The 25,100-nt window shown below is 69.3% G+C and carries 26 protein-coding genes; 4 read left to right on the top strand and 22 right to left on the bottom strand.

Going from position 1 to position 25,100, the window contains the following annotated elements; genetic code table 11:
• Positions 1-14 precede the first annotated feature (14 nt).
• Together dxr and CSX12_RS07165 are read right to left on the bottom strand one after the other, a co-directional pair.
• Positions 15-1,097 carry a 1-deoxy-D-xylulose-5-phosphate reductoisomerase gene (gene dxr / locus CSX12_RS07170; protein ID WP_017203115.1) on the bottom strand — a complete coding sequence of 361 codons (1,083 nt, stop codon included), beginning with the start codon at positions 1,095-1,097 and terminating at the stop codon, positions 15-17.
• 38 nt (positions 1,098-1,135) lie between these two features.
• On the bottom strand, positions 1,136-2,098 hold the full coding sequence (locus CSX12_RS07165) for an FKBP-type peptidyl-prolyl cis-trans isomerase (RefSeq protein WP_124895343.1): 963 nt from the start codon (positions 2,096-2,098) through the stop codon (positions 1,136-1,138).
• A gap of 123 nt (positions 2,099-2,221) precedes the next feature.
• On the opposite strand from CSX12_RS07165, the gene CSX12_RS07160 reads away from it, so the two are divergent.
• Positions 2,222-3,001 carry a lysophospholipid acyltransferase family protein gene (locus CSX12_RS07160; protein WP_017203117.1) on the top strand — a complete coding sequence of 260 codons (780 nt, stop codon included), beginning with the start codon at positions 2,222-2,224 and terminating at the stop codon, positions 2,999-3,001.
• A 12-nt stretch (positions 3,002-3,013) separates the two neighbouring features.
• Here CSX12_RS07160 and CSX12_RS07155 read toward each other — a convergent pair whose 3' ends face one another.
• Positions 3,014-3,508: an OsmC family protein gene (locus tag CSX12_RS07155; RefSeq protein ID WP_124895342.1), complete on the bottom strand. Its 495-nt coding sequence runs from the start codon at positions 3,506-3,508 to the stop codon at positions 3,014-3,016.
• A 67-nt stretch (positions 3,509-3,575) separates the two neighbouring features.
• On the opposite strand from CSX12_RS07155, the gene CSX12_RS07150 reads away from it, so the two are divergent.
• A complete protein-coding gene (locus CSX12_RS07150; protein WP_124895341.1) occupies positions 3,576-4,571 on the top strand; it encodes an asparaginase in 996 nt (331 codons plus the stop codon).
• Position 4,572: 1 nt separating this feature from the next.
• Here the strand turns inward: CSX12_RS07150 and CSX12_RS07145 are convergent, their stop codons facing one another.
• The 17 genes from CSX12_RS07145 to prmC form a co-directional block, all read right to left on the bottom strand.
• Positions 4,573-7,341, bottom strand: a complete 2,769-nt coding sequence (locus CSX12_RS07145; RefSeq protein ID WP_124895340.1) for an FtsK/SpoIIIE domain-containing protein — start codon at positions 7,339-7,341, stop codon at positions 4,573-4,575.
• Between the two features lie 58 nt (positions 7,342-7,399).
• Positions 7,400-8,197: a protein phosphatase 2C domain-containing protein gene (locus tag CSX12_RS07140; RefSeq protein WP_124895339.1), complete on the bottom strand. Its 798-nt coding sequence runs from the start codon at positions 8,195-8,197 to the stop codon at positions 7,400-7,402.
• A gap of 81 nt (positions 8,198-8,278) precedes the next feature.
• Positions 8,279-9,262: an aldo/keto reductase gene (locus CSX12_RS07135; RefSeq protein ID WP_124895338.1), complete on the bottom strand. Its 984-nt coding sequence runs from the start codon at positions 9,260-9,262 to the stop codon at positions 8,279-8,281.
• Positions 9,263-9,351: 89 nt separating this feature from the next.
• Entirely contained in the window at positions 9,352-10,185 is an 834-nt protein-coding gene (locus tag CSX12_RS18600) for a large exoprotein (protein WP_206427146.1), read from the bottom strand.
• A 133-nt stretch (positions 10,186-10,318) separates the two neighbouring features.
• The gene (yaaA, locus tag CSX12_RS07125) at positions 10,319-11,065 is read right to left on the bottom strand and encodes a peroxide stress protein YaaA (RefSeq protein ID WP_124895337.1); all 747 of its coding nucleotides are present in this window, start codon (positions 11,063-11,065) and stop codon (positions 10,319-10,321) included.
• A 96-nt stretch (positions 11,066-11,161) separates the two neighbouring features.
• Entirely contained in the window at positions 11,162-11,422 is a 261-nt protein-coding gene (locus CSX12_RS07120; protein WP_017203126.1) for a F0F1 ATP synthase subunit epsilon, read from the bottom strand.
• A gap of 2 nt (positions 11,423-11,424) precedes the next feature.
• On the bottom strand, positions 11,425-12,879 hold the full coding sequence (gene atpD, locus CSX12_RS07115) for a F0F1 ATP synthase subunit beta (protein ID WP_017203127.1): 1,455 nt from the start codon (positions 12,877-12,879) through the stop codon (positions 11,425-11,427).
• Between the two features lie 21 nt (positions 12,880-12,900).
• Positions 12,901-13,800 carry a F0F1 ATP synthase subunit gamma gene (locus CSX12_RS07110; RefSeq protein ID WP_017203128.1) on the bottom strand — a complete coding sequence of 300 codons (900 nt, stop codon included), beginning with the start codon at positions 13,798-13,800 and terminating at the stop codon, positions 12,901-12,903.
• A gap of 19 nt (positions 13,801-13,819) precedes the next feature.
• Positions 13,820-15,460 (bottom strand): F0F1 ATP synthase subunit alpha, encoded by a 1,641-nt coding sequence (atpA, locus tag CSX12_RS07105; protein WP_017203129.1) that lies wholly within the window; start codon positions 15,458-15,460, stop codon positions 13,820-13,822.
• Positions 15,461-15,507: 47 nt separating this feature from the next.
• A complete protein-coding gene (locus CSX12_RS07100) occupies positions 15,508-16,299 on the bottom strand; it encodes a F0F1 ATP synthase subunit delta (RefSeq protein ID WP_017203130.1) in 792 nt (263 codons plus the stop codon).
• The gene (locus tag CSX12_RS07095) at positions 16,299-16,877 is read right to left on the bottom strand and encodes a F0F1 ATP synthase subunit B (RefSeq protein WP_017203131.1); all 579 of its coding nucleotides are present in this window, start codon (positions 16,875-16,877) and stop codon (positions 16,299-16,301) included. The genes CSX12_RS07100 and CSX12_RS07095 overlap by 1 nt, the downstream gene beginning before the upstream one ends.
• A gap of 27 nt (positions 16,878-16,904) precedes the next feature.
• Positions 16,905-17,141, bottom strand: coding sequence for an ATP synthase F0 subunit C (gene atpE / locus CSX12_RS07090; protein ID WP_017203132.1), 237 nt, complete (start codon positions 17,139-17,141; stop codon positions 16,905-16,907).
• 43 nt (positions 17,142-17,184) lie between these two features.
• A complete protein-coding gene (atpB, locus tag CSX12_RS07085) occupies positions 17,185-17,970 on the bottom strand; it encodes a F0F1 ATP synthase subunit A (protein WP_026049849.1) in 786 nt (261 codons plus the stop codon).
• A 143-nt stretch (positions 17,971-18,113) separates the two neighbouring features.
• Positions 18,114-18,632 (bottom strand): hypothetical protein, encoded by a 519-nt coding sequence (locus tag CSX12_RS07080; RefSeq protein WP_017203134.1) that lies wholly within the window; start codon positions 18,630-18,632, stop codon positions 18,114-18,116.
• Positions 18,629-19,801 carry an MraY family glycosyltransferase gene (locus tag CSX12_RS07075; RefSeq protein ID WP_124895336.1) on the bottom strand — a complete coding sequence of 391 codons (1,173 nt, stop codon included), beginning with the start codon at positions 19,799-19,801 and terminating at the stop codon, positions 18,629-18,631. Before CSX12_RS07075 ends, CSX12_RS07080 begins: the two co-directional genes overlap by 4 nt.
• Positions 19,798-20,493 (bottom strand): L-threonylcarbamoyladenylate synthase, encoded by a 696-nt coding sequence (locus tag CSX12_RS07070; protein WP_124895335.1) that lies wholly within the window; start codon positions 20,491-20,493, stop codon positions 19,798-19,800. Before CSX12_RS07070 ends, CSX12_RS07075 begins: the two co-directional genes overlap by 4 nt.
• A 52-nt stretch (positions 20,494-20,545) precedes the next feature.
• On the bottom strand, positions 20,546-21,406 hold the full coding sequence (gene prmC / locus CSX12_RS07065) for a peptide chain release factor N(5)-glutamine methyltransferase (RefSeq protein WP_124895334.1): 861 nt from the start codon (positions 21,404-21,406) through the stop codon (positions 20,546-20,548).
• A gap of 99 nt (positions 21,407-21,505) precedes the next feature.
• On the opposite strand from prmC, the gene cysK reads away from it, so the two are divergent.
• Together cysK and epsC are read left to right on the top strand one after the other, a co-directional pair.
• Positions 21,506-22,444, top strand: coding sequence for a cysteine synthase A (cysK, locus tag CSX12_RS07060; RefSeq protein WP_017203138.1), 939 nt, complete (start codon positions 21,506-21,508; stop codon positions 22,442-22,444).
• Positions 22,445-22,451: 7 nt separating this feature from the next.
• Positions 22,452-23,021 carry a serine O-acetyltransferase EpsC gene (epsC, locus tag CSX12_RS07055; RefSeq protein WP_124895333.1) on the top strand — a complete coding sequence of 190 codons (570 nt, stop codon included), beginning with the start codon at positions 22,452-22,454 and terminating at the stop codon, positions 23,019-23,021.
• Positions 23,022-23,025: 4 nt separating this feature from the next.
• Here the strand turns inward: epsC and CSX12_RS07050 are convergent, their stop codons facing one another.
• Together CSX12_RS07050 and CSX12_RS07045 are read right to left on the bottom strand one after the other, a co-directional pair.
• The gene (locus CSX12_RS07050; protein ID WP_124895332.1) at positions 23,026-23,442 is read right to left on the bottom strand and encodes a phage holin family protein; all 417 of its coding nucleotides are present in this window, start codon (positions 23,440-23,442) and stop codon (positions 23,026-23,028) included.
• Positions 23,443-23,474: 32 nt separating this feature from the next.
• Positions 23,475-25,022, bottom strand: a complete 1,548-nt coding sequence (locus tag CSX12_RS07045) for a CitMHS family transporter (RefSeq protein WP_124895331.1) — start codon at positions 25,020-25,022, stop codon at positions 23,475-23,477.
• Between the last annotated feature and the right edge of the window lie 78 nt (positions 25,023-25,100).

The raw sequence follows: 25,100 nt of genomic DNA, 5'->3' as shown, positions 1-25,100 counted from the left end.
GCTGCTCCCCCGGATCAGCCCTTCTCGATCAGTCGATCAGCGGTCGTCCGCGCCCACGACTCCGCGGCGGCGAGCGTCTCCACCGTGAGAGACTCCGGTGCGTCGTGGGCATCGACCACGCGGGCGATCGTGTCGACGATGCCGAGGAACGACAGTCGACCTTCGTGGAACGCATCGACGGCCTGCTCGTTGGCGGCGTTGTAGACCGCGGGGAAGGTCCCTCCCGCGCGTCCGACGGCCTTCGCGAGCGCGACGGAGGGGAACGCGTCGGCATCGAGGGGCTCGAACGTCCACGACGTGGCGGAGGACCAGTCCAGCGGCCGCCCCACCCCTCCGACACGGTGGGGCCAGTCGAGCCCCAGAGAGATCGGAAGGCGCATGTCCGGCGGCGAAGCCTGCGCGATCGTGGACCCGTCGATGAACTCGACCATGGAATGCACGATCGACTGCGGGTGCACGACGACCTCGATGTCGTCATAGGCGACGTCGAAGAGCAGATGCGCCTCGATCACCTCCAGGCCCTTGTTCACGAGCGTTGCCGAGTTGGTCGTGACCATGCGCCCCATGTCCCACGTCGGGTGCGCGAGCGCCTCGGCCGGTGTGACCTCCGTCAGCTCCGCCCGGCTGCGTCCGCGGAAGGGCCCGCCTGACGCGGTCACCACGAGACGCCGCACCTCGGCGTGCGTTCCGGCGAGGAGCGCCTGCGCGAGCGCGGAGTGCTCCGAATCGACCGGGACGATCTGGCCGGGGGCCGCAGCGGCGAGCACCAGCTCGCCGCCGACGATCAGCGACTCCTTGTTCGCGAGGGCGAGCGTGCGTCCGGCCTGCAGCGCAGCGAGGGTCGAGCCGAGACCGATCGAACCCGTGATGGCGTTGAGCACCACATCGGCCTCGACGTCGCGAACCAGCTGCTCCGCCTCCGCCGCGCCGAGCGCCGTGTGCTCGACCTGGAACTGGGAGGCCTGCTCCGCGAGCAGCTCGGCGTTCGAGCCGGCGGCGAGACCCACCAGCTCGAACCGACGAGGGTTGGCGCGGATCACATCCAGCGCCTGGGTGCCGATGGAGCCGGTGGAGCCGAGGACGATGACGCGACGCATACCGTCAGCCTAGGTCACCGCCTGCGGCGGCTCGTCCGCTACTGCTGTGCCTGGACCGGAGTCGTCGCCAGGATGTCGACGACGAACACGAGGCTCTCGTTCTGCAGCTCGTGCCCCTCGCTCGCCCCGTAGCCATCCGCCGGCGGCATCACGACGAGCACCTGCGAGCCGACCTTCTGGCCCTCGAGCGCCTTCTGGAAGCCGGCGACCACGCCGGTGGTCTGGAACTGCGCCGGCACGGCGTCACGGCTCCAGCTGGAGTCGAACTCCTTGCCGTCCGACCACTTCACACCGAGGTACTGCACGACGACGAGATCGCCCGACGAGACGGTGGCTCCGTCGCCCTGCTTGAGGACGGCCACCTTCGTCTCGGACGGTGCATCGCCGTCCGGGATCGTCACGGACGGTGCACCCTTGTCGTCGAGCTTGACGGTCGGCATTCCCGGGGTGGGGTCGACGGGAGTCCCCGTCGCCACCTCCGGCAGCTTCTCCACCGCCTCGGCGTAGACGACGACGTTGTTCTGGCCCTCACCGAGGACGTTGCCCGGGAGGGCGAGCGCGATGCGGGAACCGAGGGGCTTGCACTCCAGCGCTGCCACGAAGAGCGAGGACTGGTTGGTGTCCAGAAGCACGGGCAGCACATCACCGTCGCCGCGGGCTGAGGAGTCGAGCACCTGGTTGTTCGTGGCGTCGACGATCTGGTACTCGACCGACACCAGGTCGTTGACGCCGATCTCCTCGCCGTCCCCTTCCGAGATGACGGTGCGCTCGACACCGGCGAAGGCCGCGTCGGCCGGGATCGTCACCTTGGTGTCGGCTCCGTCACCCTCCACGACGACCGCGTCGGACGTCGCGCCCGGCTGAGCGTCCAGGGCGCACTGGCTCGCGGCGGTCGGCTCCGGCGTGCCGGAGCTCTGCGGCGCACCGCTGCCGGAGCAGCCCGCCAGCAGGAGGGTCGCGGCGGCGACGGTGGACAGGACGATGAGCGGACGCTTGCGCACAGTGGGACCTCGGAATCGCGGGCGGGAACCTCCATCCTGCCCTATACCCCTTTGCCCGCGCTGGGAGACGCGGCGCGAGGCTTCATTCCCACTCCGGCATGGATCCGGGAGTAACCTGCTCTGATGACCTCCGAGCAGTCCGTCGAGCCCGAATCCTCGTCAGAAGAGACTGCGAAGCCCCGCCACGCCGGGTTCGCGTACACGCTCGGCCGGAGCCTCATCACGCCCCTGGCCCGCCTCGTCTACCGCCCGCGCATCGAGGGGCGCGAGAACGTGCCGCTGGACGGTCCCGTCATCTTCGCCAGCAACCATCTGTCGTTCATCGACTCCATCGCCATCCCGGTCGCGGCTCCCCGCCCCGTGCATTTCCTCGCGAAGTCGTCCTACTTCGAGGGAACGGGCTTCCAGGGCTGGATGAGCAAGACCTTCTTCGAGTCGATCGGCGCGATCCCGGTCCGCCGCGGTGCGGGCCAGGCGGCGCTCGACGCTCTCGACCTGCAGCGTCAGCTCCTCGACGAGGGGCTTGCGGTCGCGCTCTACCCGGAAGGCACCCGCTCCACGGACGGGCGACTGTACAAGGGTCGGACGGGTGTCGCCTTCCTCGCGCTCCAGACCGGAGCCCCTGTGGTCCCCGTCGGACTCATCGGCACGGACAAGGTGATGCCGGTCGGCGCGAAGGTGCCGACGCTCAAGGAGCGCATCACCGTCCGCTTCGGCGAGCCGCTCGATCTGTCCCCGCACGGTCCCGCCACGAGCGGGCGCGCCCGCCGCCTCGCGACCGACGAGATCATGGCGGCGATCCACGCGCTGTCGGGCCAGGAACTCGCCGGAATCTACAACGAGGCCCCCGCCCAGAGCACGATCGAGAAGATCAAGCAGGCGCTCCCCCACGAGCGCCGCTGACCGCGCCGCCGCCTAGGCGAGCGCGGTCACCGTCGCCTCGTGCCGCACGGGGAAGTTCATCGAGTTCGCGATGAAGCACCACTCGTTGGCCTGCGCATGGGCGCGTTCGGCCGCTTCGATCATCGATGCCTCCGCCACGACCACCTCGGGACGCAGCGTCACCTCGACGAACGCCCCGCCCCCCTTTCCGTCCTCCCGCATGAATCCGGAGGCCGCGTCACGGTACGAGACGACGACGACACCCGCCGTGACGCACGCGTGCAGGTATGACAGCAGGTGGCACTCGGAGAGGGAAGCCAGGAGAAGGTCCTCCGGATTCCATCGAGACGGATCCCCGCGGAACGGCTTGTCGGACGACGCCAGAAGCTCCGGTTTGCCCGCGACCTCGATGGTGACGTCGCGGCGGTAGTCGCGGTAGCCGCTGGTGCCGGTTCCGGTGTTGCCCGTCCAGGTGGAGGTGAGCGCGTAGTGGTGTTCCCCCAGGGCACGAGCTGTCGACTCTGTCATGCGCCCAGTCTGCCAGGAGGCGCCGACGCGGCACGAGCGGCGGTGTCGGCGCGGTTAGAGTTGACGGGTGCTGGAGACTCTCACCATTCAGGATTCCGTGGAACTCGCCGTCGTCGAACGGAGCGGATTCGTCGAATCCCGTCATGCCGGCGCCGCCGTGGTGCTCTCGCCCGATGGGGATGTGCTGGCCCGTCATGGCAATGCGGACGCCCTGATCCTCCCGCGCTCCAGCCTGAAGCCGCTCCAGGCCGTCGCGTGCATCACCGCGGGCGCGAACCTGGAAGGCGAGCAGCTCGCGATCTCGACCGCGAGTCACACCGGCACCGACCGGCACGCGTCCGTGGTCCGCGACATCCTCACGGAAGGCGGGCTGACCGAGGACCACCTCGCCTGCCCGCCGTCATGGCCCGGGGATACATCCACCCGTGATGAGCTCGTGCGCGAGCACGGTCAGCCGGCGCGCGTGCGCATGAACTGCTCCGGCAAGCACGCGGCCATGCTCCGCGCCTGTGTGGCGACGGGATGGTCGACGGAGGGGTATCTCGACCCCGCGCACCCGCTCCAGGCCCACATCCGCGACGTCGTCGAGCGCCTCACCGGGGAGAAGATCGCCCACACCGCGATCGACGGCTGCGGTGCGCCCGTGCACGCAGTCACGCTCACCGGTCTCGCGCGCTCGATCCACCGGATCGGCACGGCCTCCGATCGCTCGCCGTTCGCCCTGCATCGCGTGGCCGGCTCGCTGGTTCGAGCGGTGCGCGAGCACCCGTGGACACTGGAGGGTCCCGGTCGGCCGGACACCGTGGCGACGGAGCAGCTCGGAGTGTTCACGAAGCACGGCGCCGAGGGCGTCATGGTGATGGTGGCTCCGAACGGGACGACCGTCGCCCTGAAGATGCTCGACGGAGCGACCAGGGCGTCCACCATCGTCGCCGCGACACTGCTCGCGCGCGCCGGAGGGCTCGGTGACGCCGAGGTGGCCGGCCTCGCGGAGGCCCTCCCCCTCGCGATCTCCGGCGGTGGCAAGGACGTCGGGATGATCCGTCCCGGGGCAGGTCTCTGACTCACCCGTCACGACGACGTCGGGAACGCCCCTGCGTCCGGGGAGACAGTTCGGGGAGCACGACCCGCTCCGGCGGGCGGCTGCCCCGCACGGACCAGGCGCGCCCCTCGTGGAGGCGTGCGAACGGCGGAAGGGTCCTGACGCCGACGAGCTGACGCAGATCGACCGGGTGCTCCGCGCGGACCAGCACCTCCCCCTCCGCGCGGATGCGCTGCCAGGTCGACCAGTTGCGCTGCCACGTCTCGGCGTCCGCGACGAAGATGCGAGGCCTGTCCTTCGCTGACGGTTCCGCTCCGACGAGAAGCACCTCGCCGTGCGGGTGCGCGCGCTGCAGACGCTCTGCCGCTGCCGGCGCCCCGGGGCTCACGAGCGCCGTCGACGCAGCGCGCGGCGTCCACGTCGATTCCGCGACGCTCCGGTGCGCCCGGGGTACGTCGCGCTCGGACCAGACGAGCTGGACCTCCCTCTCCCCGATCGTGGCGCGCCCCGGAGTGCGCCGGCGCAGGAAGGCCGAGGCCTCTCCCCCCGCCGCGAGATGCTCGATCCGGTTGGGCATCCTCAGGACGGCGCGTTTCGGAACCAGGTCGAGGGCGCGCCCGAGCTGCCCCGCGCTGCGCCCCGCCGTCAGCACGAACAGCGAGCCGGGAGACGTGCGGAGAACCTGTTCCCAGCCCTGCGCGAGCTGCTGACCGTAGTCGGGCGGAAGGCTCGCCACGAGAGCGTCCACGTCGTCGGCCAGCACGACAGGCGGAGGCGACTCCTCGCCGCTCGCCCAGGCGATCACCAGATCCCAGACCACCTCCGCGTCGTCGGGCAACCAGAGCGCATCAGGACGCTGATCGGCGATCGCCCGCAGCACGGTCGTCTTCCCCGATCCTGCGCCGCCGACGACGACCAGCCCCCTCTCCTCGCCGGAGCGCAGGACCTCCAGCGGCTGCTCCTGCCGATCGGGTTCGTCGGCGAGTCCGAGCACGATCTCGTCGACGCCCCCCGATCTCGCGGTGAGCTCCGCGAGCCCCACCCGCGTCGGGAGCGCCGGAAGCCAGGGACTGGGCGGTCGTGGCGCCGCCGCCCAGCGCCCGGCGACGCGACTCACGTCTGCGGCACCGGTCAGCGCGATGCGGACGGGCACGGGCTCGGTGTCGGTCGGACGACGCATCAGCGCGACGCCGCGGGAGGCCGTGCCGCCCGGAAGCGACGCCGCGGCATCCGTCCCGATCATGAGCCGGCTGTCCGCGGCGTCGCCGACCCGCAGGCTGATGCGGAGCGGGCAGTTGGCCGCCAGAGCATCCCGCACGATGCCGGCTGCTCGTTGCGTGCCGAGGATGACGTGCATGCCCAGGGCTCGACCGCGGGCGGCGATGTCGGTGAAGACCGCGCCGAGGTCAGGATGCTCCGCCAGCAGGGCGGCGAACTCGTCGACCACGACCACCAGCCGCGGAATCGCCGCATCGCGCACATCGCGCACCCCCGCAGCGGCCAGCAGCCTCTCCCGGCGGCGCAGTTCCGCCGCCAGGCTCGAGACGCCCCGCCGCGCTCCCTCGTCGTCGAGGTCGGTGATGACCGCGGCGACCTGCCGGAGCTCGCGGAGCGGTTCGAAGGCCGTCCCGCCCTTGAAGTCCGCGAGCACGAAGACCACCCGTTCCGGGCCGTGCTTCGCCGCCATCGCCGCCACCCAGGTGACGAGGAGCTCGCTCTTTCCGGTGCCGGTCGTCCCGGTGACGAGGGCATGCGGTCCGTCGCCCACGATGTCGACGACGACCGGCCCCCGCGCGTCCCGGCCGATCACCGCCGCGAGGCCCTCGGCGTCATCCGGCTGCTGCAGTTGATCGAGAGCCACGGCCTCGGGGAGGCGCTCCGCGTCGTCACGTCGTCCCGCCAGCTCGCCCGCGACGACGACGGCCTGCTCGCGCGACAGGCACTCGACGGCCACGTCGATCACCGCGTGCGGGGTGCGCACCGACGACAGCGTCGGCTCCGCGACGTCGATGACCGTCGTCGTCCCCTCGGGGACGTCGGCTCCGGGCGGCAGCATCAGAATCGCCGCATCCGCTGCCGACCGCGCTTCGTCGACCGCGCCGATGGCGACGCTCAGCCCGGAACCACCGACCCGAGCGGCGTGGGGCAGCCCCGCGAGTCCGTACTCCTCCAGTCGCTCGCCGACTATCGTCAACTGGGACGGCCCGAAGCGCAGACAGAGCTGAACCGCCAGCGCTCGGGCCACCGCCTCCACGAGCGGCTGTGACCCGCGCACGGAGATGCCCCCGCCGAGCGGAACGACGATCGGCGCCCTTTCGAGGACACCGGCTCTCATCCGGAACGAGCGCCCCCGCTCATCGTCGGCACCGCTGCAGCGAACAGCGCTCGAGACGCTCCCCGCGCCCACGACGATCGACGTGTCCGCGTCGGGCGGCCGCGTGCCCCGCAGAGGAGGCTGCGCCAGGCACCCCGCGACATCGGGAGCATGCAGCCACAGAGCATCCCTCTCCTCCTGGTGCCTTCTGACGAGCTCCGCCTCGACCGCCGCCCAGTCCCGTTCCGCCCGCGCTTCCCCTTCCCGACGGTCGCGTCGCCGATGACGTGCGGCGTCGACAGCGGAGGCGCCGATCATGAGCGGCCCCAGTGCCGCGAAGCACAGGGCGTACAGTGAGCCGGTCACGAGCCACAGCACCACGCCGCCGGCCACCGGAACGACGGCGGCGAGAAAGGGCAGCGGTGCGCGACGCGAAGGCGCGGGAGTCGTCGGGAGAGCGAGGGGAAGGGAATCCATGACCCCCAGTGCACCTCATGGCCGGCGCGGAGAACGGGCTGTCCACAAGCCCTGGCTGCTACTCGGCCGTGTCCTCGGATGGGGAGGAGGAGTCGGCTTCGTCAGCCACCTGCAGAACGATCAGCGTCACGTTGTCTCGCCCGCCGTTCTCGAGCGCCGCCGAGAGCATCGCGTCGACCGCGGCGGCCGGATCGAGGTGCTCGCGGAGGAAGTGCTGGATGCCGTAGTCGGTGAGCTCCTTCGTGAGCCCGTCCGAGCAGATGACGAACCGGTCTCCCGGCCGCAGGTCGATCGACACGTAGTCCGGCGCCGTGAGTTCGCTCGCTCCGACGGCACGGGTGATCACGTTGCTGTACGGATGCCCCTCCGCCTCCTCGGGGCTGAGCTTGCCGGCGGCGATGAGCTCCTGCACCACGGAGTGATCCGTGGTGACCTGCACGAGCCGGTCGTCGCGCAGCAGATACACGCGCGAGTCGCCGATGTTCAGCGCCACCCAGTGGGCTTCGTCGCCCTCGGAGTCGAGGAAGACCCCGGTGAGGGTCGTGCCGGTGCCTTCGTCGGTGGTGTCCGGGTGATCCGCGATGTCCCCCACCGCCAGCTCGAGGGCGTTCTCGATCCCGGGTCGACCGACCTCGCCCGCGGCGACCAGCGCCTGCAGACGACTGACGGTGCTCCGGCTCGCGATCTCGCCTCCGGCATGACCGCCCATGCCGTCGGCGACGATGAAGAGCGGGTAGTCCGCGAGGAAGGCGTCCTGGTTCGTCTCCCGTCGACGCCCCTGATCGGTGACGCCCGCCCAGGACAGCAGCAGGGGACGCTGCGCAACCGTGACGCGTTGCGTCTTCGTCTCAGCCACGTGCTGCCTCCGGTGGGTCTGCGACGGATCGGGCGGTCGCAGGATACTCACACATCGTAGTAGAACTCCTCGCCACCGCGATCACACCCGGGCACCCGGATCCTCCACCAGCGGGAACATCTCGTCGATGAGCCGGCGGTCCTCGTCGTCCGGTCGCCAGGCGTCACCGGCCGCGGCGTTGGCCTCGACCTGCGCTGCGGACGTCGCGCCGGCGATCACGCTCGACACCGAGGGGCGCGCCAGCAGCCAGCCGAACGACGCCTGCAGCATGGTGATGCCGCGCTCGTCGCAGAACGTCTGGAACGCTTCGAGCGCGTCCCAGGGCGCGTTCTCCCAGACGTGCCGCCGAGCGGACATGATCCGACTCGATGCGGGACCGCCGTCGCGATGGAACTTGCCGGTCAGGAGTCCGTTGTGCTGGGGGAAATAGGGGAAGAAGCCGAGGTCGTAGCGCTCGACCGCCGGCAGGACCTCGCGCTCGGCCGCGCGGGCCAGCAGCGAGTAGTGGTTCTGCGCCGAGATGAACCGCCCGGTGGAGCGGGCACGCGTCGTGAACTCCGCTTCCGCGACCTGCCACCCCGTGAAGTTCGAGTGCCCGTAGTAACGGACCTTCCCCTCGCGCACGAGCTCGTCGAGGGCGTCGGTCGTCTCGGCGATCGGCGTCTCCGGATCCGGCAGATGCAGCTGGTAGAGATCGATCCAGCCCGTGCGAAGGCGGCGCAGCGACTCCTCCACCGCTCGGCGGACGTACCGACGCGAGCCGCGGGCGGCGGGGAACGCGTATCCCATGTCCCGTTTCTGACCGAACTTCGTCGCGAGCACGATGCGGTCGCGGCGGCCTTCGAGGGCCTCCCCCATCAGCGTCTCGCTCGCTCCGGGTTCGGCACCGTACATGTCCGCGGTGTCGAAGAACGTGATCCCGTTGGCGATGGCCGCATCGATCACCTCGCGCGTGCCGCGAAGGGATTCGGTCGCGGTTCCCGCCCGCCCGAAGTTGTTGCAGCCGAGACCTGTGGATGTGACGAGCAGACCGGACGCGCCGACGCGACGCTGGGACAAGACCATGGGATCCACGTTAGCCGTCGCGGCGGACGGCGGACCACCGCGAACGGCTCAGGGCCCCCGACCGGAGTCGAGGGCCCTGAGTCAGGACGTCACGCGGGAGGCTGCGTGGGATCGTTCGGCGATGCCGGCGGCGCGGCCGGAGGAGCCGGCGGAGCCGCCGGGGGCGCGGTCGGCGGAGCAGGCGGAGCGGCGGGCGGAGCCTGCGGAGGTGCCGGCGGCGTCGTCGGGGGCACCGGAGGGACCGGGGCGCCGGTGGCGGGAGCCGCGGGAGCTGCCGGCGGAGCGTAACCGGGCTGCGCGGGCGGGGCGTAGCCCGGCTGGGCCGGCGCACCGTATCCGGGCTGCGCGGGCGGGGTGCCGTAGCCGGGGCCAGCGCCGTAGCCGGGCTGCTGCGGGGCTGCGGTCGGCTGGGTCGGGATGCCGTCCCAGACGGTGCGGTCCCCGAGCAGCGAGTTGGCGGCCCACGAGGCCGGCTGGATGTTCGGGTTCCAGCGGGAACCGTCGAAGGCGTTGATGCCGAGCCACACGGGCGGGAGGAAGAAGTACAGGATGACCCAGACGGCGTCCTTCTGGAGCTTCAGTCCGACGCGCCATGCTGCGATCAGGTCGAGCACGCGCGCGGCGATGCCCACGAGCGGGAGGATCAGGAACCAGCCCAGGAAGGGGATGATCGCCCCGATGATGCCGGCACCGATCAGGTAGAGCACCAGCCACGGGCTCAGATCGCCCAGCTTGTAGAAGATCATGGTGTTGTAGACGGGCACCCACGCACGCCACTTGCCCTGGACCCCCGCCTTGTCGAAGATCCGCATGTAGAACCACGAGTAGAGCGCGTAGATCAGCAGCGGCAGGACCGTGTACAGCAGCGCCAAGGCGACGATCGCACCCCCCGACAGGCCGTCATAGCCGTAGTAGTCGTCCATGTTCCCTCCAAGGAAATCGTGATGCGGGCGTTATGCGCTGATCACACTAGCGCGTCCGGGGGTCGCACGCATGCGCCGTTGGACCCGCGCGGGCGCCGCGCGCCATCGTGGCACGCGGTCCGACCACGGATGCTCACTCCGAGACGACGAGTTCCAGCACGCCGGACGGGTCGGCTTGGCGGAGCTCGAGCCCGTTCTCCTCGGCCCAGCCGCGCAGCGCGCGGAGCGATCCGATCCGTGGCCGGTCCTCTGCGAGGGCCCGCACGAGCAGGCCCTTCGACTTCTTGTTGAAGTGATTCAGCGCCCTCCCCTGGTCGGTCACGACACGGACGTACGCGGACGGCACGGTCGCCGGCACCGGACCGAGCGCCACGTAGGCCTCGCTGCGCAGATCCAGGATGAACGGCGGGGCTTCGGCGGCGATCGCCGCAGAGGTCGCTTCAGCCCAGAGGCGGCGGAGCGCGGGAACGCCGGGCAGCGAGGTGCCGGCCGCCAGGCGGTACGGCGGGATCGGGTCGAGAGCGCCGATCGGACCCAGCGGAGCGCTGTGGATCCACACGTGCGCACCCAACCAGCGACGTGACGCGGCCGGCAGCGAGCCGGCGTCGAGGGCGTCGAAGAGCACGCCGGTGTAGCGATCGACCGCCGGCATGGTGGGAGCGCCGAGCAGCGTGCGATTGTGCGCGATGTCGCCGAGCTGGCGGTCGCTCAGCTTGAGGACGCGACGGCTCGCGCCTTCGTCGGCGGCGAGCTCGCTCAGGGCCGCGAGCACCGCCGCGCGTTGCGGCCGCAGGGAGGGAAGGGCGAGCCGGTCGAGGTCGAGCGGGACGCCGTCACCGCCCTCGCGCTTCGTCTCGGACGGTGGGAGCAGGATCTTCATGGAACCTCGGTACATGCAGACGCGTCCGCCCCGGGTGCTTCCTCTGCTCGTGAACCGAGCGAGGAGCATCCGAGGCGGACGCGATGAGACGAGCTGCTAGGCGATGAGCGCCGCGTTGCCGGCGACGATCGTCAGGCTGTCGCCCTCCATGGAGAGGAAGCCGTCCTGTGCGTTCGCCAGCACCTTGGTGCCATCCGACTGGGTGATGCGGACCTGGCCCTCGGCGAGGATCGCCAGAACCGGCTCGTGCCCGCTCATGAAGCCGATCTCACCCTCGACGGTCTTGGCGACCACGAGGCTCGCCTCTCCCGTCCAGACCTCCGCATCAGCGGAGACGAGGCTGACGTGCAGCGCCATGGTCAGCCGTTCTCCTTCTGGATCTTCGCCCACTGCTCTTCGACGTCGGAGATGCCGCCGACGTTGAAGAAGGCCTGCTCGGCCACGTGGTCGAAGTCTCCGCGGGTGATCGCGTCGAACGACTCGATGGTCTCCTTGAGCGGGACGGTCGAACCCTCGACACCGGTGAACTTCTTCGCCATGTAGGTGTTCTGCGAGAGGAACTGCTGGATGCGACGTGCACGCGACACGACGATCTTGTCTTCCTCGGAGAGCTCGTCGACACCGAGGATGGCGATGATCTCCTGCAGCTCCTTGTTCTTCTGGAGGATCTGCTTGACCGTCGTCGCGACGCGGTAGTGGTCCTCGCCCAAGTAGCGGGGGTCCATGATGCGCGACGTCGAGGTCAGCGGGTCGATGGCCGGGTACAGACCCTTCGAGGCGATCTCACGAGAGAGCTCGGTCGTCGCATCGAGGTGGGCGAAGGTGGTCGCCGGAGCCGGGTCGGTGTAGTCGTCGGCGGGCACGTAGATCGCCTGCAGCGAGGTGATCGAGTGGCCGCGCGTCGAAGTGATGCGCTCCTGGAGGAGACCCATCTCGTCGGCCAGGTTCGGCTGGTAGCCCACGGCCGAAGGCATGCGGCCCAGCAGCGTGGAGACCTCGGAGCCGGCCTGCGTGAAGCGGAAGATGTTGTCGATGAAGAGCAGCACGTCCTGCTTCTGCACGTCGCGGAAGTACTCCGCCATCGTCAGAGCCGACAGGGCGACGCGCAGACGCGTTCCCGGCGGCTCGTCCATCTGGCCGAAGACGAGGGCGGTCTTGTCGAAGACGCCCGCCTCCTCCATCTCGTGGATCAGGTCGTTGCCCTCACGGGTGCGCTCACCGACACCGGCGAACACGGAGACACCACCGTGGTCCTGTGCGACGCGCTGGATCATCTCCTGGATGAGGACGGTCTTGCCGACGCCGGCGCCACCGAACAGACCGATCTTTCCACCCTGCACGTAGGGGGTCAGGAGGTCGATCGACTTGATGCCGGTCTCGAACATGGTGGTCTTCGACTCGAGCTGGTCGAAGTTCGGAGCCTTGCGGTGGATGGGCCAGCGCTCGGTCACCTCGATGGTCTCACCGGGTTCGCCGTTGAGGACCTCGCCGATGACGTTGAAGACCTTGCCCTTGGTGATGTCGCCGACCGGGACCGAGATGGCCTCGCCCGTGTCGCGGACCTCCTGGCCGCGGACGATGCCGTCCGTCGGCTTCAGGGCGATCGCGCGGACGAGGTCGTCGCCGAGGTGCTGAGCGACCTCGAGGGTGATCTCGGTGGACTCCTCGCCGATGACGATCGTGGTCTTCAGTGCGTTGTAGATGTCGGGGATCGAGTCATGGGGGAACTCGATGTCGACAACCGGACCGTTGACGCGTGCGACGCGCCCGACGACCGCGGTCGCCGGCTGGTCAGCCGTGGCGGTGGTGGTCATTTTCGTCTCTTTCCTGATGGTCTATTTGCTCGACGAGAGGGCGTCGGCGCCGCCGACGATCTCCGCGATCTGCTGCGTGATCTCCGCCTGGCGCGCGTTGTTGCGCAGACGGGTGTAGTCGGTGATGAGCTTGTCGGCGTTGTCGCTGGCCGACTTCATCGCCTTCTGCGTCGCCGCCTGCTTCGCGGCAGAGGACTGCAGGAGTGCGTTGAAGACGCGGCTCTGGATGTACACCGGCAGGATCGCGTCGAGAACGGTCTCGGCGTCCGGCTCGAACTCGTACAGCGGGTAAACGGTGTTACCGGCCTCCGACTCATCGGCTTCCGTGATCTCCAGCGGAAGCAGGCGCACGGACTCCGGCGACTGCGTCATCATGCTGACGAAACGGTTGTACACGAGGTGGATCTCGTCGACGCCGCCGTCCTGCCCACCGCGGGAGAAGGCCTCGAGCAGTGTCGCCGAGATCTCCTCCGCCGTGTGGAACGACGGGGTGTCGGTGTCGCCCGTCCACTCCGCAGCCGCCGCGATGCGGCGGAACTGGAAGTAGCCGACGGCCTTGCGACCGACGAGGTAGAACACCGGCTCCTTGCCCTGCTCGCGCAGGAGCTCGGCCACCTCGAGACCCTCACGGAGGATCTGCGAGTTGAAGGCTCCGGCCAGACCGCGGTCCGAGGAGAAGATCACGACCGCGGAGCGGTGGATCGTCTCGGGCTCACGGGTGAGCGGGTGATCGACGTTCGAGTGCGTCGCGACGGCCGACACGGCCCTCGTCACGGCCCGCGCGAAGGGAGTGGACGCCTTGACGCGTGCCATCGCCTTCTGGATGCGCGAAGCCGCGATGAGTTCCATCGCCTTCGTGATCTTCTTGGTCGTCTGAGCAGAAGAGATCTTCTGCTTGTAGACCCTGAGTTGAGCGCCCATATGTCAGTACCCCGCGCAGTTACGCGCGACGACCCTTGACGATCTTCTCCTGGTTGACGTCCTCAGCCTCAGCTGCAGCGTGCTCCTCGTGGCCGGGGGCGCCGATGGCGTGGCCCTTGCCGCCCTGGAACTCCAGGAGGAAGTTGTCCGTCTGCTTGTCGAGCTCTGCGACCGTGTCGTCATCCAGCACGTTGGTCTCGCGCAGCGTGTCGAGCACCTTGGTGTTGCGACGCAGGTAGTCGAGCAGCTCGCGCTCGAAGCGCAGCACGTCCTCGACCTCGATCGAGTCGAGCTTGCCGTTCGTTCCGGCCCAGATCGACACGACCTGCTCCTCGACGGGGTACGGCGAGTACTGCGGCTGCTTGAGCAGCTCGGTCAGACGGGCACCGCGCGACAGCTGGCGACGCGAGGCGGCGTCGAGGTCCGACGCGAACATCGCGAACGCCTCGAGCGAGCGGTACTGCGCCAGCTCCAGCTTCAACGTTCCGGAGACCTTCTTGATGGACTTGACCTGAGCGTCACCACCGACACGCGAGACCGAGATACCCACGTCGACCGCCGGACGCTGGTTGGCGTTGAAGAGGTCGGACTGCAGGAAGATCTGGCCGTCGGTGATCGAGATCACGTTGGTCGGGATGTACGCCGAGACGTCGTTCGCCTTGGTCTCGATGATCGGGAGACCCGTCATGGAGCCGGCGCCGAGCTCGTCGGACAGCTTCGCGCAACGCTCCAGCAGACGCGAGTGCAGGTAGAAGACGTCACCCGGGTAGGCCTCGCGGCCCGGCGGGCGGCGCAGGAGGAGGGAGACGGCACGGTAGGCCTCGGCCTGCTTCGACAGGTCGTCGAAGATGATGAGGACGTGCTTGCCGCCGTACATCCAGTGCTGGCCGATAGCCGAACCCGTGTAGGGGGCGAGGTACTTGAAGCCGGCGGGGTCGGATGCCGGAGCGGCCACGATAGTGGTGTACTCCAGGGCGCCGGCCTCTTCGAGCGCGCCCTTCACCGAGGCGATCGTCGAGCCCTTCTGTCCGATGGCGACGTAGATGCAGCGCACCTGCTTGTTGACGTCGCCCGACTCCCAGTTGGCCTTCTGGTTGATGATCGTGTCGATCGCGATGGCCGTCTTGCCGGTCTGGCGGTCGCCGATGATCAGCTGACGCTGGCCGCGGCCGACCGGGATCATCGCGTCGATGGCCTTGATGCCGGTCTGCATCGGCTCGTGCACGGACTTGCGCTGCATGACGCCGGGCGCCTGCAGTTCGAGCTCGCGGACGCCCTCGGTGGCGATCGAGCCGAGGCCGTCGATCGGGTTGCCGAGCGGGTCGACGACGCGACCCAGGTAGCCGTCGCCGACCGGGACGGAGAGGACCTCACCCGTGCGGGTGACCTCCTGACCGGCCTCGATGCCGGTGAAGTCGCCGAGGACGACGACGCCGATCTCGTGCTCGTCGAGGTTCAGCGCGAGGCCCTTGGTGCCGTCTCCGAAGGTGACGAGCTCGTTCGCCATCACACCCGGCAGTCCCTCGACGTGCGCGATGCCGTCGGCGGCGTCGATGACCGTGCCGACCTCCGTCGCTGCGGCGCCGGTGGGCTCGTATGCTGCGGCGAAGTCCTTCAGCGCGTCACGGATGACGTCGGGGCTGATCGATAGTTCTGCCATTGTCTTCCCTTTGTATCTGGGTGCGCGGTTCCCCGCGCGAAGTCGTGTTAGCCCGCGAGCTTCTGGCGAAGGTCGGCGAGTCGTGCGGAGATGCTGCCGTCGATCACGTCGTCGGCGATCTGCACGCGCAGGCCTCCGACGACGCTGGGGTCGATGACGAGGTTGAGGGACACCTGGCCGCCGTATCGCTGCGAGAGCGTCTGGCCGAGTCGCGTGCGCTGCGCGTCGCTGAGCTCGGTCGCCGTGTGCACCGTGGCCACGAGGCGGCCGCGCTGGCTCGAGACGATACGCATCGCCCGGCTCAGCAGCTGCCGCACCCGGCGCTCGCGCGGCTGACGCACGAGGGACGTGACGATGAGGGCCGTCGGAGCGCTGGCAGAGGCATCGACGAGGAGACGCTCGACCAGGGCGGCCTTCGCGTCCTCTCCCCCGAGCCGGCTGCCGAGAGCGAGCTCGAGCTCCGGGTTCGCCGCGATCACCCGCGAGAAGCCGAAGAGCTCTCCCTCGATGTCCGCGCCGGACTCGGCGATGGTCGCCGCCCGGATCGCGAGCTCCTCGAGACCGTCGATCAGCTCGGACGCGTTCGACCAGCGTTCAGCGACCGCGGTGCGCAAGACGTCCTGCGCCGCGGAGCCGTACTGCCCGAACACCGCGGACACGACGTTCTGCCGGGCCGAGGCCGGAGCCGAGGGGTCAGCCAGCGCGCCGCTCAGCTGAGACGATTCGCCCACGGCCCGCGCGGCCGCGAACAGCTCGCGCGCGGTCTCGAGGGTGACGTCCTTCGCTGCGGCAAGCGTCTGAGTGGATGCCGCGAGTGCCTGAGCGGTCGCGCTGCCCATTACGACTGCCCGCCCGGTACCTGAGCCTGTCGAAGGTCGGATGCTTCGAGATCGGCGAGGAAGCGGTCGACCACGGCGGCCGCGCGAGCGTCGTCGGAGAGCGTCTCGCCGACCACGCCACCGGCGAGGTCGAGAGCGAGCGAGCCGACCTCGCTGCGCAGGGAGACGAGAGCCGTCTGGCGCTCGGCCTCGATCTGCGTGTGCGCGGTGGCGGTCAGACGCGCTGCCTCGGCAGCGGCGGTCTCCTTCGCCTCGGCGACGATCTTCTTGCCGTCCTCGCGGGCGGCCTCGCGGATCTCGCCGGCCTCGGTACGCGCCTCAGCGAGCTGACGCGTGTACTCCTCGAGTGCCGCCTCCGCCTGCTTCTGCGCCTCGTCGGCCTTGGCGATGTTCCCCTCGATCGCGGCTGAGCGCTCGTCGAGCATCTTCGTCAGGCGAGGAAGGGCGACCTTCCACACCACGACGAGAATGATGAGGAACCACAGGCCCGACCAGATGATGTCGTACCCCGCGGGGAGCAACGGGTTGGGGGATTCCCCCTCCGCTGCCGCGAGGTTCGTGACAAGAGCGTTCAGCATCCTGTCTCCTTCAGAAGTCGGTGGGGATTACGGGAAGGGGATGAATCCGACGGCGATGCCGACGAATGCAAGCGCCTCGGTGAAGGCGATACCGATCCACATCAGGACCTGCAGGCGACCCGCCAGCTCGGGCTGACGGGCGACACCCTCGATCGTCTTGCCGACGACGATGCCCACACCGATGGCCGGACCGATCGCGGCGAGGCCGTAGCCGACCGAAGCGAGGTGGCCGTTGATTTCAGCGAGAACCGTAGTTGCGTCCACGGGTTTTTCCTTTCGTTGGGTGGGAGGGCTGTTGCCCGCCCGCTCAGTGCTCTTCTGCGACCGCGAGCTGGATGTAGACCGCGGTGAGGACGGTGAAGACGTAGGCCTGCAGGACGGTGACCAGAATCTCGAAGAGAGTGAAGGCACCGCCGAAGGCGAGGGTTCCGACACCGAGAACGGCCCAGCCGCCGCCTGCGGTGAAGAAGAAGAACTGGGTCGCTGCGAAGCACAGCACCAGGATCATGTGACCGACGACGAGGTTCATCAGCAGTCGCAGGGTGAGGGTCACCGGGCGGATGATGAACGTCGAGATGAGCTCGATCGGCGTGACGATGAAGTAGACCGGCCACGGGACGCCCGAGGGGAACAGGGCGTTCTTGAAGAAGTTCTTCGGGCTCTTCTTGATGCCGGCGTAGATGAAGGTGACGTAGCTGACCACGGCGAGCGTGAGCGGCACCGCGATGATGGCCGTTCCCGGCATGTTCAGGCCGGGGATGATGCCCGTCACGTTCATGAACAGCACCATGAAGAAGATCGTGGTGAGGATCGGCAGGAAGCGGTCGCCGTCCTTGCGGCCCAGCAGGTCGTGCGCGATGCCGCCGCGGACGAAGCCCAGGCCCATCTCCACGACGCTCTGGAACCGGCCGGGGACGACCTTCATGCGCCGCGTGCCGAGCCACAGAAGAAGGACGACAGCGATCACCGAGAGGAACTGGATCAGCTGGATCCGGGTCACCGGGAGCGGCCCGACGTGGAAGAGGATCGGCGGGAAGAACTCGTCGATCGAAGGGCCGTGGAACTCGCCGTCGGAGGCAAGTCGGGGGGTCAGGGTCGCAGCAAGATTAAACAGCGCGGGCTCCAGCTTCGGGGCACCGGTCTAAACCGGGGCGACGATGGTCGGTGTGCAATCAGCGCAAGCGCTCGCGGGCGAGCGGCGGGCACGTTTCAACAGTATCAGAATCTGAGGGTGCCCTAAGACCGCGGGCCCTCTTCGACGGGTCCCTCATCGATGTGATTCGCCGTGCCGGGAGCGCGATCCTCCGGAACCTCCGTCGGCAGCGTCGTGTCGCTGACGCTCGGCAGCCGCATCTGCGTGAGGACGACGACATCGATCGCGAGAGACATCAGCACTCCGGCCACGATCGACAGGAAGAACACCATCGGGTCGAGCCACGGCTGCCCCGCGAGCAGGATCATCACCAGGACGAACACGCCCAGCTTCAGCAGCCAGCCGCCGAGGACGATCGCGAAGAAGAGCTGCACGTAGAGCGGGTCGCCGTACCAGCGGTTGGCGATCAGGATGCTGATGCCGGTGATCGCGAGGAAGAGCGCGGCGAGCAGGACGCCGAGCAGCCCGCTGACGAGCCCCTCCCCCTGCGCCACGAGGAATCCCACGCCGCCGGCGACGACCGCCAGGACGCCGGTCGCCACCGCCGACCAGATCAGGGTGCGGCGCAGGATCGGCGTGCTGGAAACAGGACTCGGGCTCATGAGGGCTCCACGGGTGTCGGGTCGGGTTCGGCGTCCGCTGCGCGGCGACCGCTGCGGCTGGGGCTCAGGGTGATGAAGAGGCAGGCGGCGATGCCGAGGATGCCGAAGCCGACGCCGGGAAGGTACTGGCCGGGCCAGTCCTCCCGCGCGCCGACGTACATCAGCAGCACGGCGAGCGAGATCACGGCGGTCCAGGCGTAGAAGATCAGCACGGCGTCGCGATCGCGGTGGCCGAGGTCGAGCATGCGGTGATGCAGGTGCTTGCGGTCGGGCGAGAACGGTGAGCGCCCCGCGCTCATCCGGCGCAGCACCGCGAGGCCGAAATCGAGCAGCGGAAGCAGGACGACCAGCAGCGGAAGCAGGACGGGCAGGAAGGCACCGACCAGCTGAGACCGCCCGAGGCGCTCGGGGTCGAGGGCCGAGGGATCCATCTGGCCCGTGATCGCGATCGCCGACGTCGCCATGAGCAGCCCGATCACGAGCGCGCCCGAGTCGCCCATGAACAGCTTCGCCGGACTCCAGTTCAACGGCAGGAAGCCGAGGCAGGCGCCGATCAGCACGGCAGCGAGGAACGTCGACAGGTTGAAGTAGCTGGAGGCGCCGGAGTCGCGGGTGAAGATGTAGGAGTAGGCGAAGAAGACGCCGTTCGAGATGAGGCACACCCCGGCGACGAGTCCGTCGAGACCGTCGATGAAGTTGACCGCGTTCATCACGATCACGATCGCGAACATCGTGATCGTGATGCTCAGCCAGCTCGATACGACGATCAGGTCCCCGAACGGCAACGACAGGATCTGCAGTCCCCCGCCCACCGTGATGAGTCCCGCCGCGAGGAACTGCGCGCCGAGCTTGATCATCCAGTCGATGTCCCACAGGTCGTCGACGACGCCGATGGCCGCGATGAGCAGCGAGGCGCCGAGGATCGACCACATCGTCTGCGGCGGGATCCAGATGCTCTGGAAGAAGGGGTTCACCGCGGAGAACCCGAATGCCGCAGCGATGCCGAGGAAGATCGCGACGCCGCCGAGCCGCGGCGTCGGCGTCGTATGGACGTCGCGCTCCCGGATGCCGGGGTAGAGCTTGTAACGGAGGCTCAGCCGCCACACCGCCCAGGTCAGTGCGAACGTGATCGCGGCGGTGAGGATGATCGTGAAGAGATACTGCTTCACGAATCCCCGTCCAGCTCCTCCGGCTCGAGCAGGTCGCCGAGCACCTCTCTCAGCTGCTCGCGGCTGACGGCGCCGTCGCGCAGGATCCGCACGACTGCGGTGGCGTCCTCCGCATCGCGGCGCACGAGGGAGGTCGCATCGACGATGGTCGAGGCGATGCCGTCGCGACTGAGGCCGTCGTCGAGGTACACCGCGACGCTCTCGCCGAGCATCTTCTCGGCGTCCAGGGCGGAGATGGCCGCTGCACGGCCCGTGAGATTCGCGCTGGAGACCGCGAGCGGCCCCGTCTCCGCCAGCAGCTCGAGGGCGACGCGTCCTTCGGGCATCCGCACGGCGACGGTCCCGAGCGTCTCGCCCAGGTCCCACACCAGCGACGGCTGCGCAGGGAGCACGATCGTGAGTCCGCCCGGCCAGAAGACCTCGACGAGGCGCTCCACCGGCTCGGGGACGGACTCCGCCAGCGCGCTCAGCGTCTCCTTGGTGCCGATCAGGACGGGCGGCGGCTGGTCGCGGCCCCGCCCCTTCGCATCGAGGAGCCGCTGCACGGCGGCCGGGGAGAAGGCGTCGGCGGCGACGCCGTACACCGTGTCTGTGGGCATGACGATGAGGTCGCCGCGGCCGATCGCCTGGCGCGCATGGCGCATGCCGGCGAGCAGCTGCGACTCGTCGCGGCAGTCGAAGATGGGGGACATGACGGTTCGATTCTATGCGTCCGGGGTGTCGCGCATGCTCGGAGCCGCCTGATCAGGGTCGCAGCGCTGTGGTGGTGCGGTCTCGCAACGTGAGATCACGGTGCGTCGCCGCCGCCCTCCAGCCGTCCGCCGTGAGGATCGCCCTGATCGCCTCTCCCTGCAGCTCGCCGTGCTCGATGACCAGCAGCCCACCCGGGTGCAGCAGCCGCAGCGCGCGCGTGCTGAGCCTTCGGACGACGTCCAGACCGTCCTCGCCTCCGTAGAGGGCCATCGCGGGATCGAAGAGCCGCACCTCCGGGTCGCGCGGGACGGCGGCGTCCGGGACGTAGGGCGGATTGGAGATGACGACGGTCGCCTCACCGTCGAGTTCCGGGAAGGCCTCGTCGAGGTCCGCCAGCACGAGCGTCAGGTTCTCGACGCCGGCGACGTTGCGGCTGGCCCAGGCGTGCGCGTCGGCGGACAGCTCCGCGGCGAAGATCCGGGCGTGGGGCACCTCGGTGGCCATGGCGAGGGCGATCGCGCCGCTTCCCGTGCCGAGATCGACACCGATCGGCGCCGGCTCCGCGGCATTCAGCAGTGCGTCGATCGCGTACTGCACGACCGTCTCGGTCTCCGGCCGCGGGACGAACACTCCGGGGCCGACCGCCAGCTCGAGATGGCGGAACGGGGCCGTGCCGGTGATGTGCTGCAGCGGCTCGCGTGCGCAACGGCGCACCACGAGCTCCTCCAGCGCCGCCGCATCCTCCTCGTCGATCCGATCGCCCCGGACGATCGCCGCCTGCACCTCTCCCCTGCTCCGGCCGGTGACGTGACCGGCGAGCAGCTCGGCGTCCACCAGAGGTTCAGGCACGCCGGCATCGGCCAGGCGCTGTGCGGCGGCGCGGACGACGGCGGAGAGGGAGGAGTCGGGCATGCGTTCCAGCGTAGAGTGCCGACGGTCGTCACAATGCCCTCGCTCACAGGGCGCTCGCCTAGGCTGGTGCGGCAGCGACCCCGCACAGGAAGGCTCCTCATGCCCGGTATCCACGCCGACATCACCACCGCTTTCGGCAACACCCCGCTCGTCCGTCTGAACCGCGTGACCGAGGGACTCGGAGCGACCGTCCTCGCCAAGCTCGAGTACTACAACCCGGCGTCGAGCGTGAAGGACCGCATCGGCATCGCCATGATCAACGCCGCAGAGGCATCCGGCGAGCTGAAGCCGGGCGGCACCATCGTGGAGTCCACGAGCGGCAACACCGGCATCGCCCTCGCGATGGTGGGTGCGGCGCGGGGCTACCGCGTCATCCTGACGATGCCGGCGTCGATGTCGAAGGAGCGCCGCGTGCTGCTCAAGGCGTTCGGTGCGGAGATCGTGCTCACCGATCCCACCCTGGGGATGAAGGGGGCCATCGCGGAGGTCGAGCGCATCGTCGCCGAGACCCCCGGTGCCATCTGGATCCGCCAGTTCGAGAATCCGGCGAACCCGCAGATCCACCGGGAGACCACGGCGCAGGAGATCCTCCGCGACACCGACGGCGCGGTGGACGTCTTCATCGCCGGCGTGGGCACCGGCGGAACGGTCACCGGCACCGGGCAGGCTCTCAAGGCGGCCAAGCCCGGCGTCCAGGTGATCGCGGTCGAACCCAAGGACTCCCCCGTGCTGACCGAGGGCCACCCCGGCCCGCACAAGATCCAGGGCATCGGCCCGAACTTCGTCCCGGATGTCCTCGACCGCGAGGTGCTGGACGAGATCATCACGGCCGAGTTCGACGAGTCGCTGCGCGTCGCGCGGGACCTCGCGGCGAAGGAGGGCCTGCTGGTCGGCATGTCGTCCGGGGCGGCCGTCGCCGCCGCGCTGAAGGTCGCCGCGCGCCCCGAGAACGCCGGCAAGACCATCGTCGTCGTGATCCCGGACACCGGTGAGCGCTACCTCTCCACCGCGCTGTTCGAGGATCTGCGCGAAGCCTGAGTCGCACATGGGAATGATCGCGCGGATGCGCGAGGACATCGCGGCGGCCCGTCTGCGCGACCCCGCGGCACGCAGCTCTCTCGAGGTCGCGCTGCTCTACCCGGGACTGCACGCGGTGTGGGCGCACCGCGTCTCGCATGCGCTGTGGCGTCGCCGCCTCCGGCTGCTCGCCCGCGCCTGCTCGCAGATCTCGCGCTGGCTGACGGGCATCGAGATCCATCCGGGAGCGCGGATCGGTCGACGCTTCTTCATCGATCACGGCATGGGCGTCGTCATCGGCGAGACCGCCGAGGTGGGTGATGACGTGCTGATGTATCACGGCGTCACTCTCGGCGGTCGCACCCGCACCGCCGGCAAGCGGCATCCCACCCTTCAGGACGGAGTTGCCGTCGGCGCCGGCGCGAAGATTCTCGGCCCCATCACGATCGGCGCACACTCGGTCGTCGGGGCGAACGCCGTCGTGACGCGCGATGCCCCGGCGGACAGCATCCTCGTCGGCGTGCCGGCGAAGCCTCGTCAGCGCACGGTCGGCGATGACACGAGGGCGCTGCTCACCGCGCCCGACTACGCCATCTGAGACCTCAGCGTTCGGAGCCGCGGCGTCCCTTGGCGGCGTCGACCTTCTTCCGGAGGAAGAGGAGCGGCAGCAGGACGCTGCCGAGCGCGGTGATCAGCCAGACGATCACGGCGCCCAGCAGCCAGCCGGTGAGATCGGTGATGCGCAGACCGCCGATCGGCAGCAGCACCACGACGACGAGCGAGATCAGCGTCGACACGATCCCGATCCCGCCCATCAGCACGGGGGCGTATCTGTCGGCGACCTTGCTGACCCACGGCGAGAGCACGGTCTGCAGGATCGCGAAGATCAGCACGCAGACGACGAAGCCCCACCACTTGTCCCACTGGATCTGGAACCCGTCGAGCAGCAGATCGGCTGCGATCAGACCGAGCCCGGCGGACACGACGTACATCAGACCGCGGAAGAGAAAGGTGATCACGCGCAGAGCCTATCGCCCCGCGTGCCCGACGGTCACTGCGCCACGAAGAACGGGACGGCCCCGCTCACGATGCCGATGCCGAGCATGACCAGCGAGACGATCGCCGCGCGCCACAGCACCTTGCGGTGGTGGTCTCCGAGGTTCACGCCCGCGAGCGAGACGAGCAGCAGGATCGCCGGGACGAGCGGGCTCTGCAGATGCACCGGCTGCCCGGTGATCGAGGCTCGCGCCATCTCGACCGGGTCGATGCCGAAGTTCGCCGCGCTCTGGGCGAGCACCGGGAGGATGCCGAAGTAGAAGGCGTCGTTGGACATGAAGAACGTGAACGGGATGGAGAGGAGCCCGGTGATCGGGGCCAGGAACGGCCCGAGCGCCGGCGGCAGCACGGTGGTGATCCACGTCGCCATGGCATCCACCATCCCGGTGCCGGAGAGCACTCCGACGAGCACGCCGGCGGCGATCACCATCGAGACGACGCCGACGATGCTCGGTGCATGGGCGACGATCTCCGACGCCTGCTCCTTGACTCCGCGGAAGTTCACGAGCAGAGCGATCCCGGCCCCTACCATGAACACGTACGGCAGCGGCAGGATGTCGATCACCAGCAGGACCATCACCGCGACGGTGAGCAGGAGGTTGAACCAGATCAGTCGTGGGCGGCGCGTCGGCCGAGCCGGATCCAGCATCGTGTCGGCCATCGCCGTGTCCGCAGGGTCGACGCTTCCGGCGGCGACAGGGGCGCGGCCGCCCGCGACGACGACGAGGTTGCCCGTGCGCAGCGAGGCGCGCGCGCCCGGCTTCAGCTCGGCGCCACGGAAGATCCGCGGGACGTTCGTCAGCGCGCCTCCGTCCGCACCCGTGAGCCGCGCATCCGGGTCGAGGGCCCCGAGTCGGCGGCGCTCCCCCAGCCCGAGGAGCCAGGCGAACCCGAGTGCCACGAGGAGGCCGGCACCGAGCGCGGGCAGCATCGGCACGAAGATGTCGGTCGGCTGGAGCCCGAGCGCGGTCGCCGCCCGCACGGTGGGGCCGCCCCACGGCACGATGTTCAAGGTGCCGTTCATGAGCCCCGCGACGCACGTGAGCACGACAGGACTCATCCCGAGCCGCAGGTAGATGGGCAGCATCGCGGACGTCGTGATGATGAATGTCGTCGAGCCGTCTCCGTCCAGGGAGACCGCACCCGCGAGGATCGCCGTGCCCAGCACGACCTTCGCCGGGTCGTCTCCGAGCAGGCGCGTGATCATCCGGATGAGGGGATCGAAGAGCCCGACGTCGATCATGATGCCGAAGAACATGATCGCGAACATCAGCAGGGCCGCCGTCGGCGCCATCGTGCCGATGGAATCGAGGATCATGTCTCCGAGTCCCAGCCCTGCTCCGGCGAAGAGACCGAAAGCGGTCGGCACGAGGATCAGTGCCACCATCGGGGTGAGGCGCTTCGTCATGATGAGCGTCATGAACGTGAGCACCATCGTGAACCCGAGGAGCACCAGGATCCACTCCGGCGGCACGAACGCCACGTCGTACGTCGGCGCCTCCTCTTCGGCGGCAGCGATCAGTACGGTCAGTGCGTCAGGCATGCGGTGACTCCTTCGTCGTCGCTCCGTCCTCTCCGACGGATCTCGATGAGACTAGGCAATCGGCCGGCCCGAGGCGCG

The sequence above is a fragment of the Microbacterium sp. Y-01 genome, from assembly GCF_003856715.1.
GTDB lineage: Bacteria > Actinomycetota > Actinomycetes > Actinomycetales > Microbacteriaceae > Microbacterium > Microbacterium algeriense.
Note: the sequence above shows the minus strand (reverse complement) of the source record. Positions and strands in the feature narration are given on the sequence as shown.

Coding starts and splice junctions, on each gene's coding strand:
- dxr (WP_017203115.1), bottom strand. CDS start 1,097: ATGCGTCGCGTCATCGTCCTCGGCTCCACCGGCTCCATCGGCACCCAG.
- CSX12_RS07160 (WP_017203117.1), top strand. CDS start 2,222: ATGACCTCCGAGCAGTCCGTCGAGCCCGAATCCTCGTCAGAAGAGACT.
- CSX12_RS07155 (WP_124895342.1), bottom strand. CDS start 3,508: ATGACAGAGTCGACAGCTCGTGCCCTGGGGGAACACCACTACGCGCTC.
- CSX12_RS07145 (WP_124895340.1), bottom strand. CDS start 7,341: ATGGATTCCCTTCCCCTCGCTCTCCCGACGACTCCCGCGCCTTCGCGT.
- CSX12_RS07135 (WP_124895338.1), bottom strand. CDS start 9,262: ATGGTCTTGTCCCAGCGTCGCGTCGGCGCGTCCGGTCTGCTCGTCACA.
- CSX12_RS18600 (WP_206427146.1), bottom strand. CDS start 10,185: ATGGACGACTACTACGGCTATGACGGCCTGTCGGGGGGTGCGATCGTC.
- yaaA (WP_124895337.1), bottom strand. CDS start 11,065: ATGAAGATCCTGCTCCCACCGTCCGAGACGAAGCGCGAGGGCGGTGAC.
- CSX12_RS07120 (WP_017203126.1), bottom strand. CDS start 11,422: ATGGCGCTGCACGTCAGCCTCGTCTCCGCTGATGCGGAGGTCTGGACG.
- atpD (WP_017203127.1), bottom strand. CDS start 12,879: ATGACCACCACCGCCACGGCTGACCAGCCGGCGACCGCGGTCGTCGGG.
- CSX12_RS07110 (WP_017203128.1), bottom strand. CDS start 13,800: ATGGGCGCTCAACTCAGGGTCTACAAGCAGAAGATCTCTTCTGCTCAG.
- atpA (WP_017203129.1), bottom strand. CDS start 15,460: ATGGCAGAACTATCGATCAGCCCCGACGTCATCCGTGACGCGCTGAAG.
- CSX12_RS07100 (WP_017203130.1), bottom strand. CDS start 16,299: ATGGGCAGCGCGACCGCTCAGGCACTCGCGGCATCCACTCAGACGCTT.
- CSX12_RS07095 (WP_017203131.1), bottom strand. CDS start 16,877: ATGCTGAACGCTCTTGTCACGAACCTCGCGGCAGCGGAGGGGGAATCC.
- CSX12_RS07080 (WP_017203134.1), bottom strand. CDS start 18,632: ATGAGCCCGAGTCCTGTTTCCAGCACGCCGATCCTGCGCCGCACCCTG.
- CSX12_RS07070 (WP_124895335.1), bottom strand. CDS start 20,493: ATGTCCCCCATCTTCGACTGCCGCGACGAGTCGCAGCTGCTCGCCGGC.
- prmC (WP_124895334.1), bottom strand. CDS start 21,406: ATGCCCGACTCCTCCCTCTCCGCCGTCGTCCGCGCCGCCGCACAGCGC.
- cysK (WP_017203138.1), top strand. CDS start 21,506: ATGCCCGGTATCCACGCCGACATCACCACCGCTTTCGGCAACACCCCG.
- epsC (WP_124895333.1), top strand. CDS start 22,452: ATGGGAATGATCGCGCGGATGCGCGAGGACATCGCGGCGGCCCGTCTG.
- CSX12_RS07045 (WP_124895331.1), bottom strand. CDS start 25,022: ATGCCTGACGCACTGACCGTACTGATCGCTGCCGCCGAAGAGGAGGCG.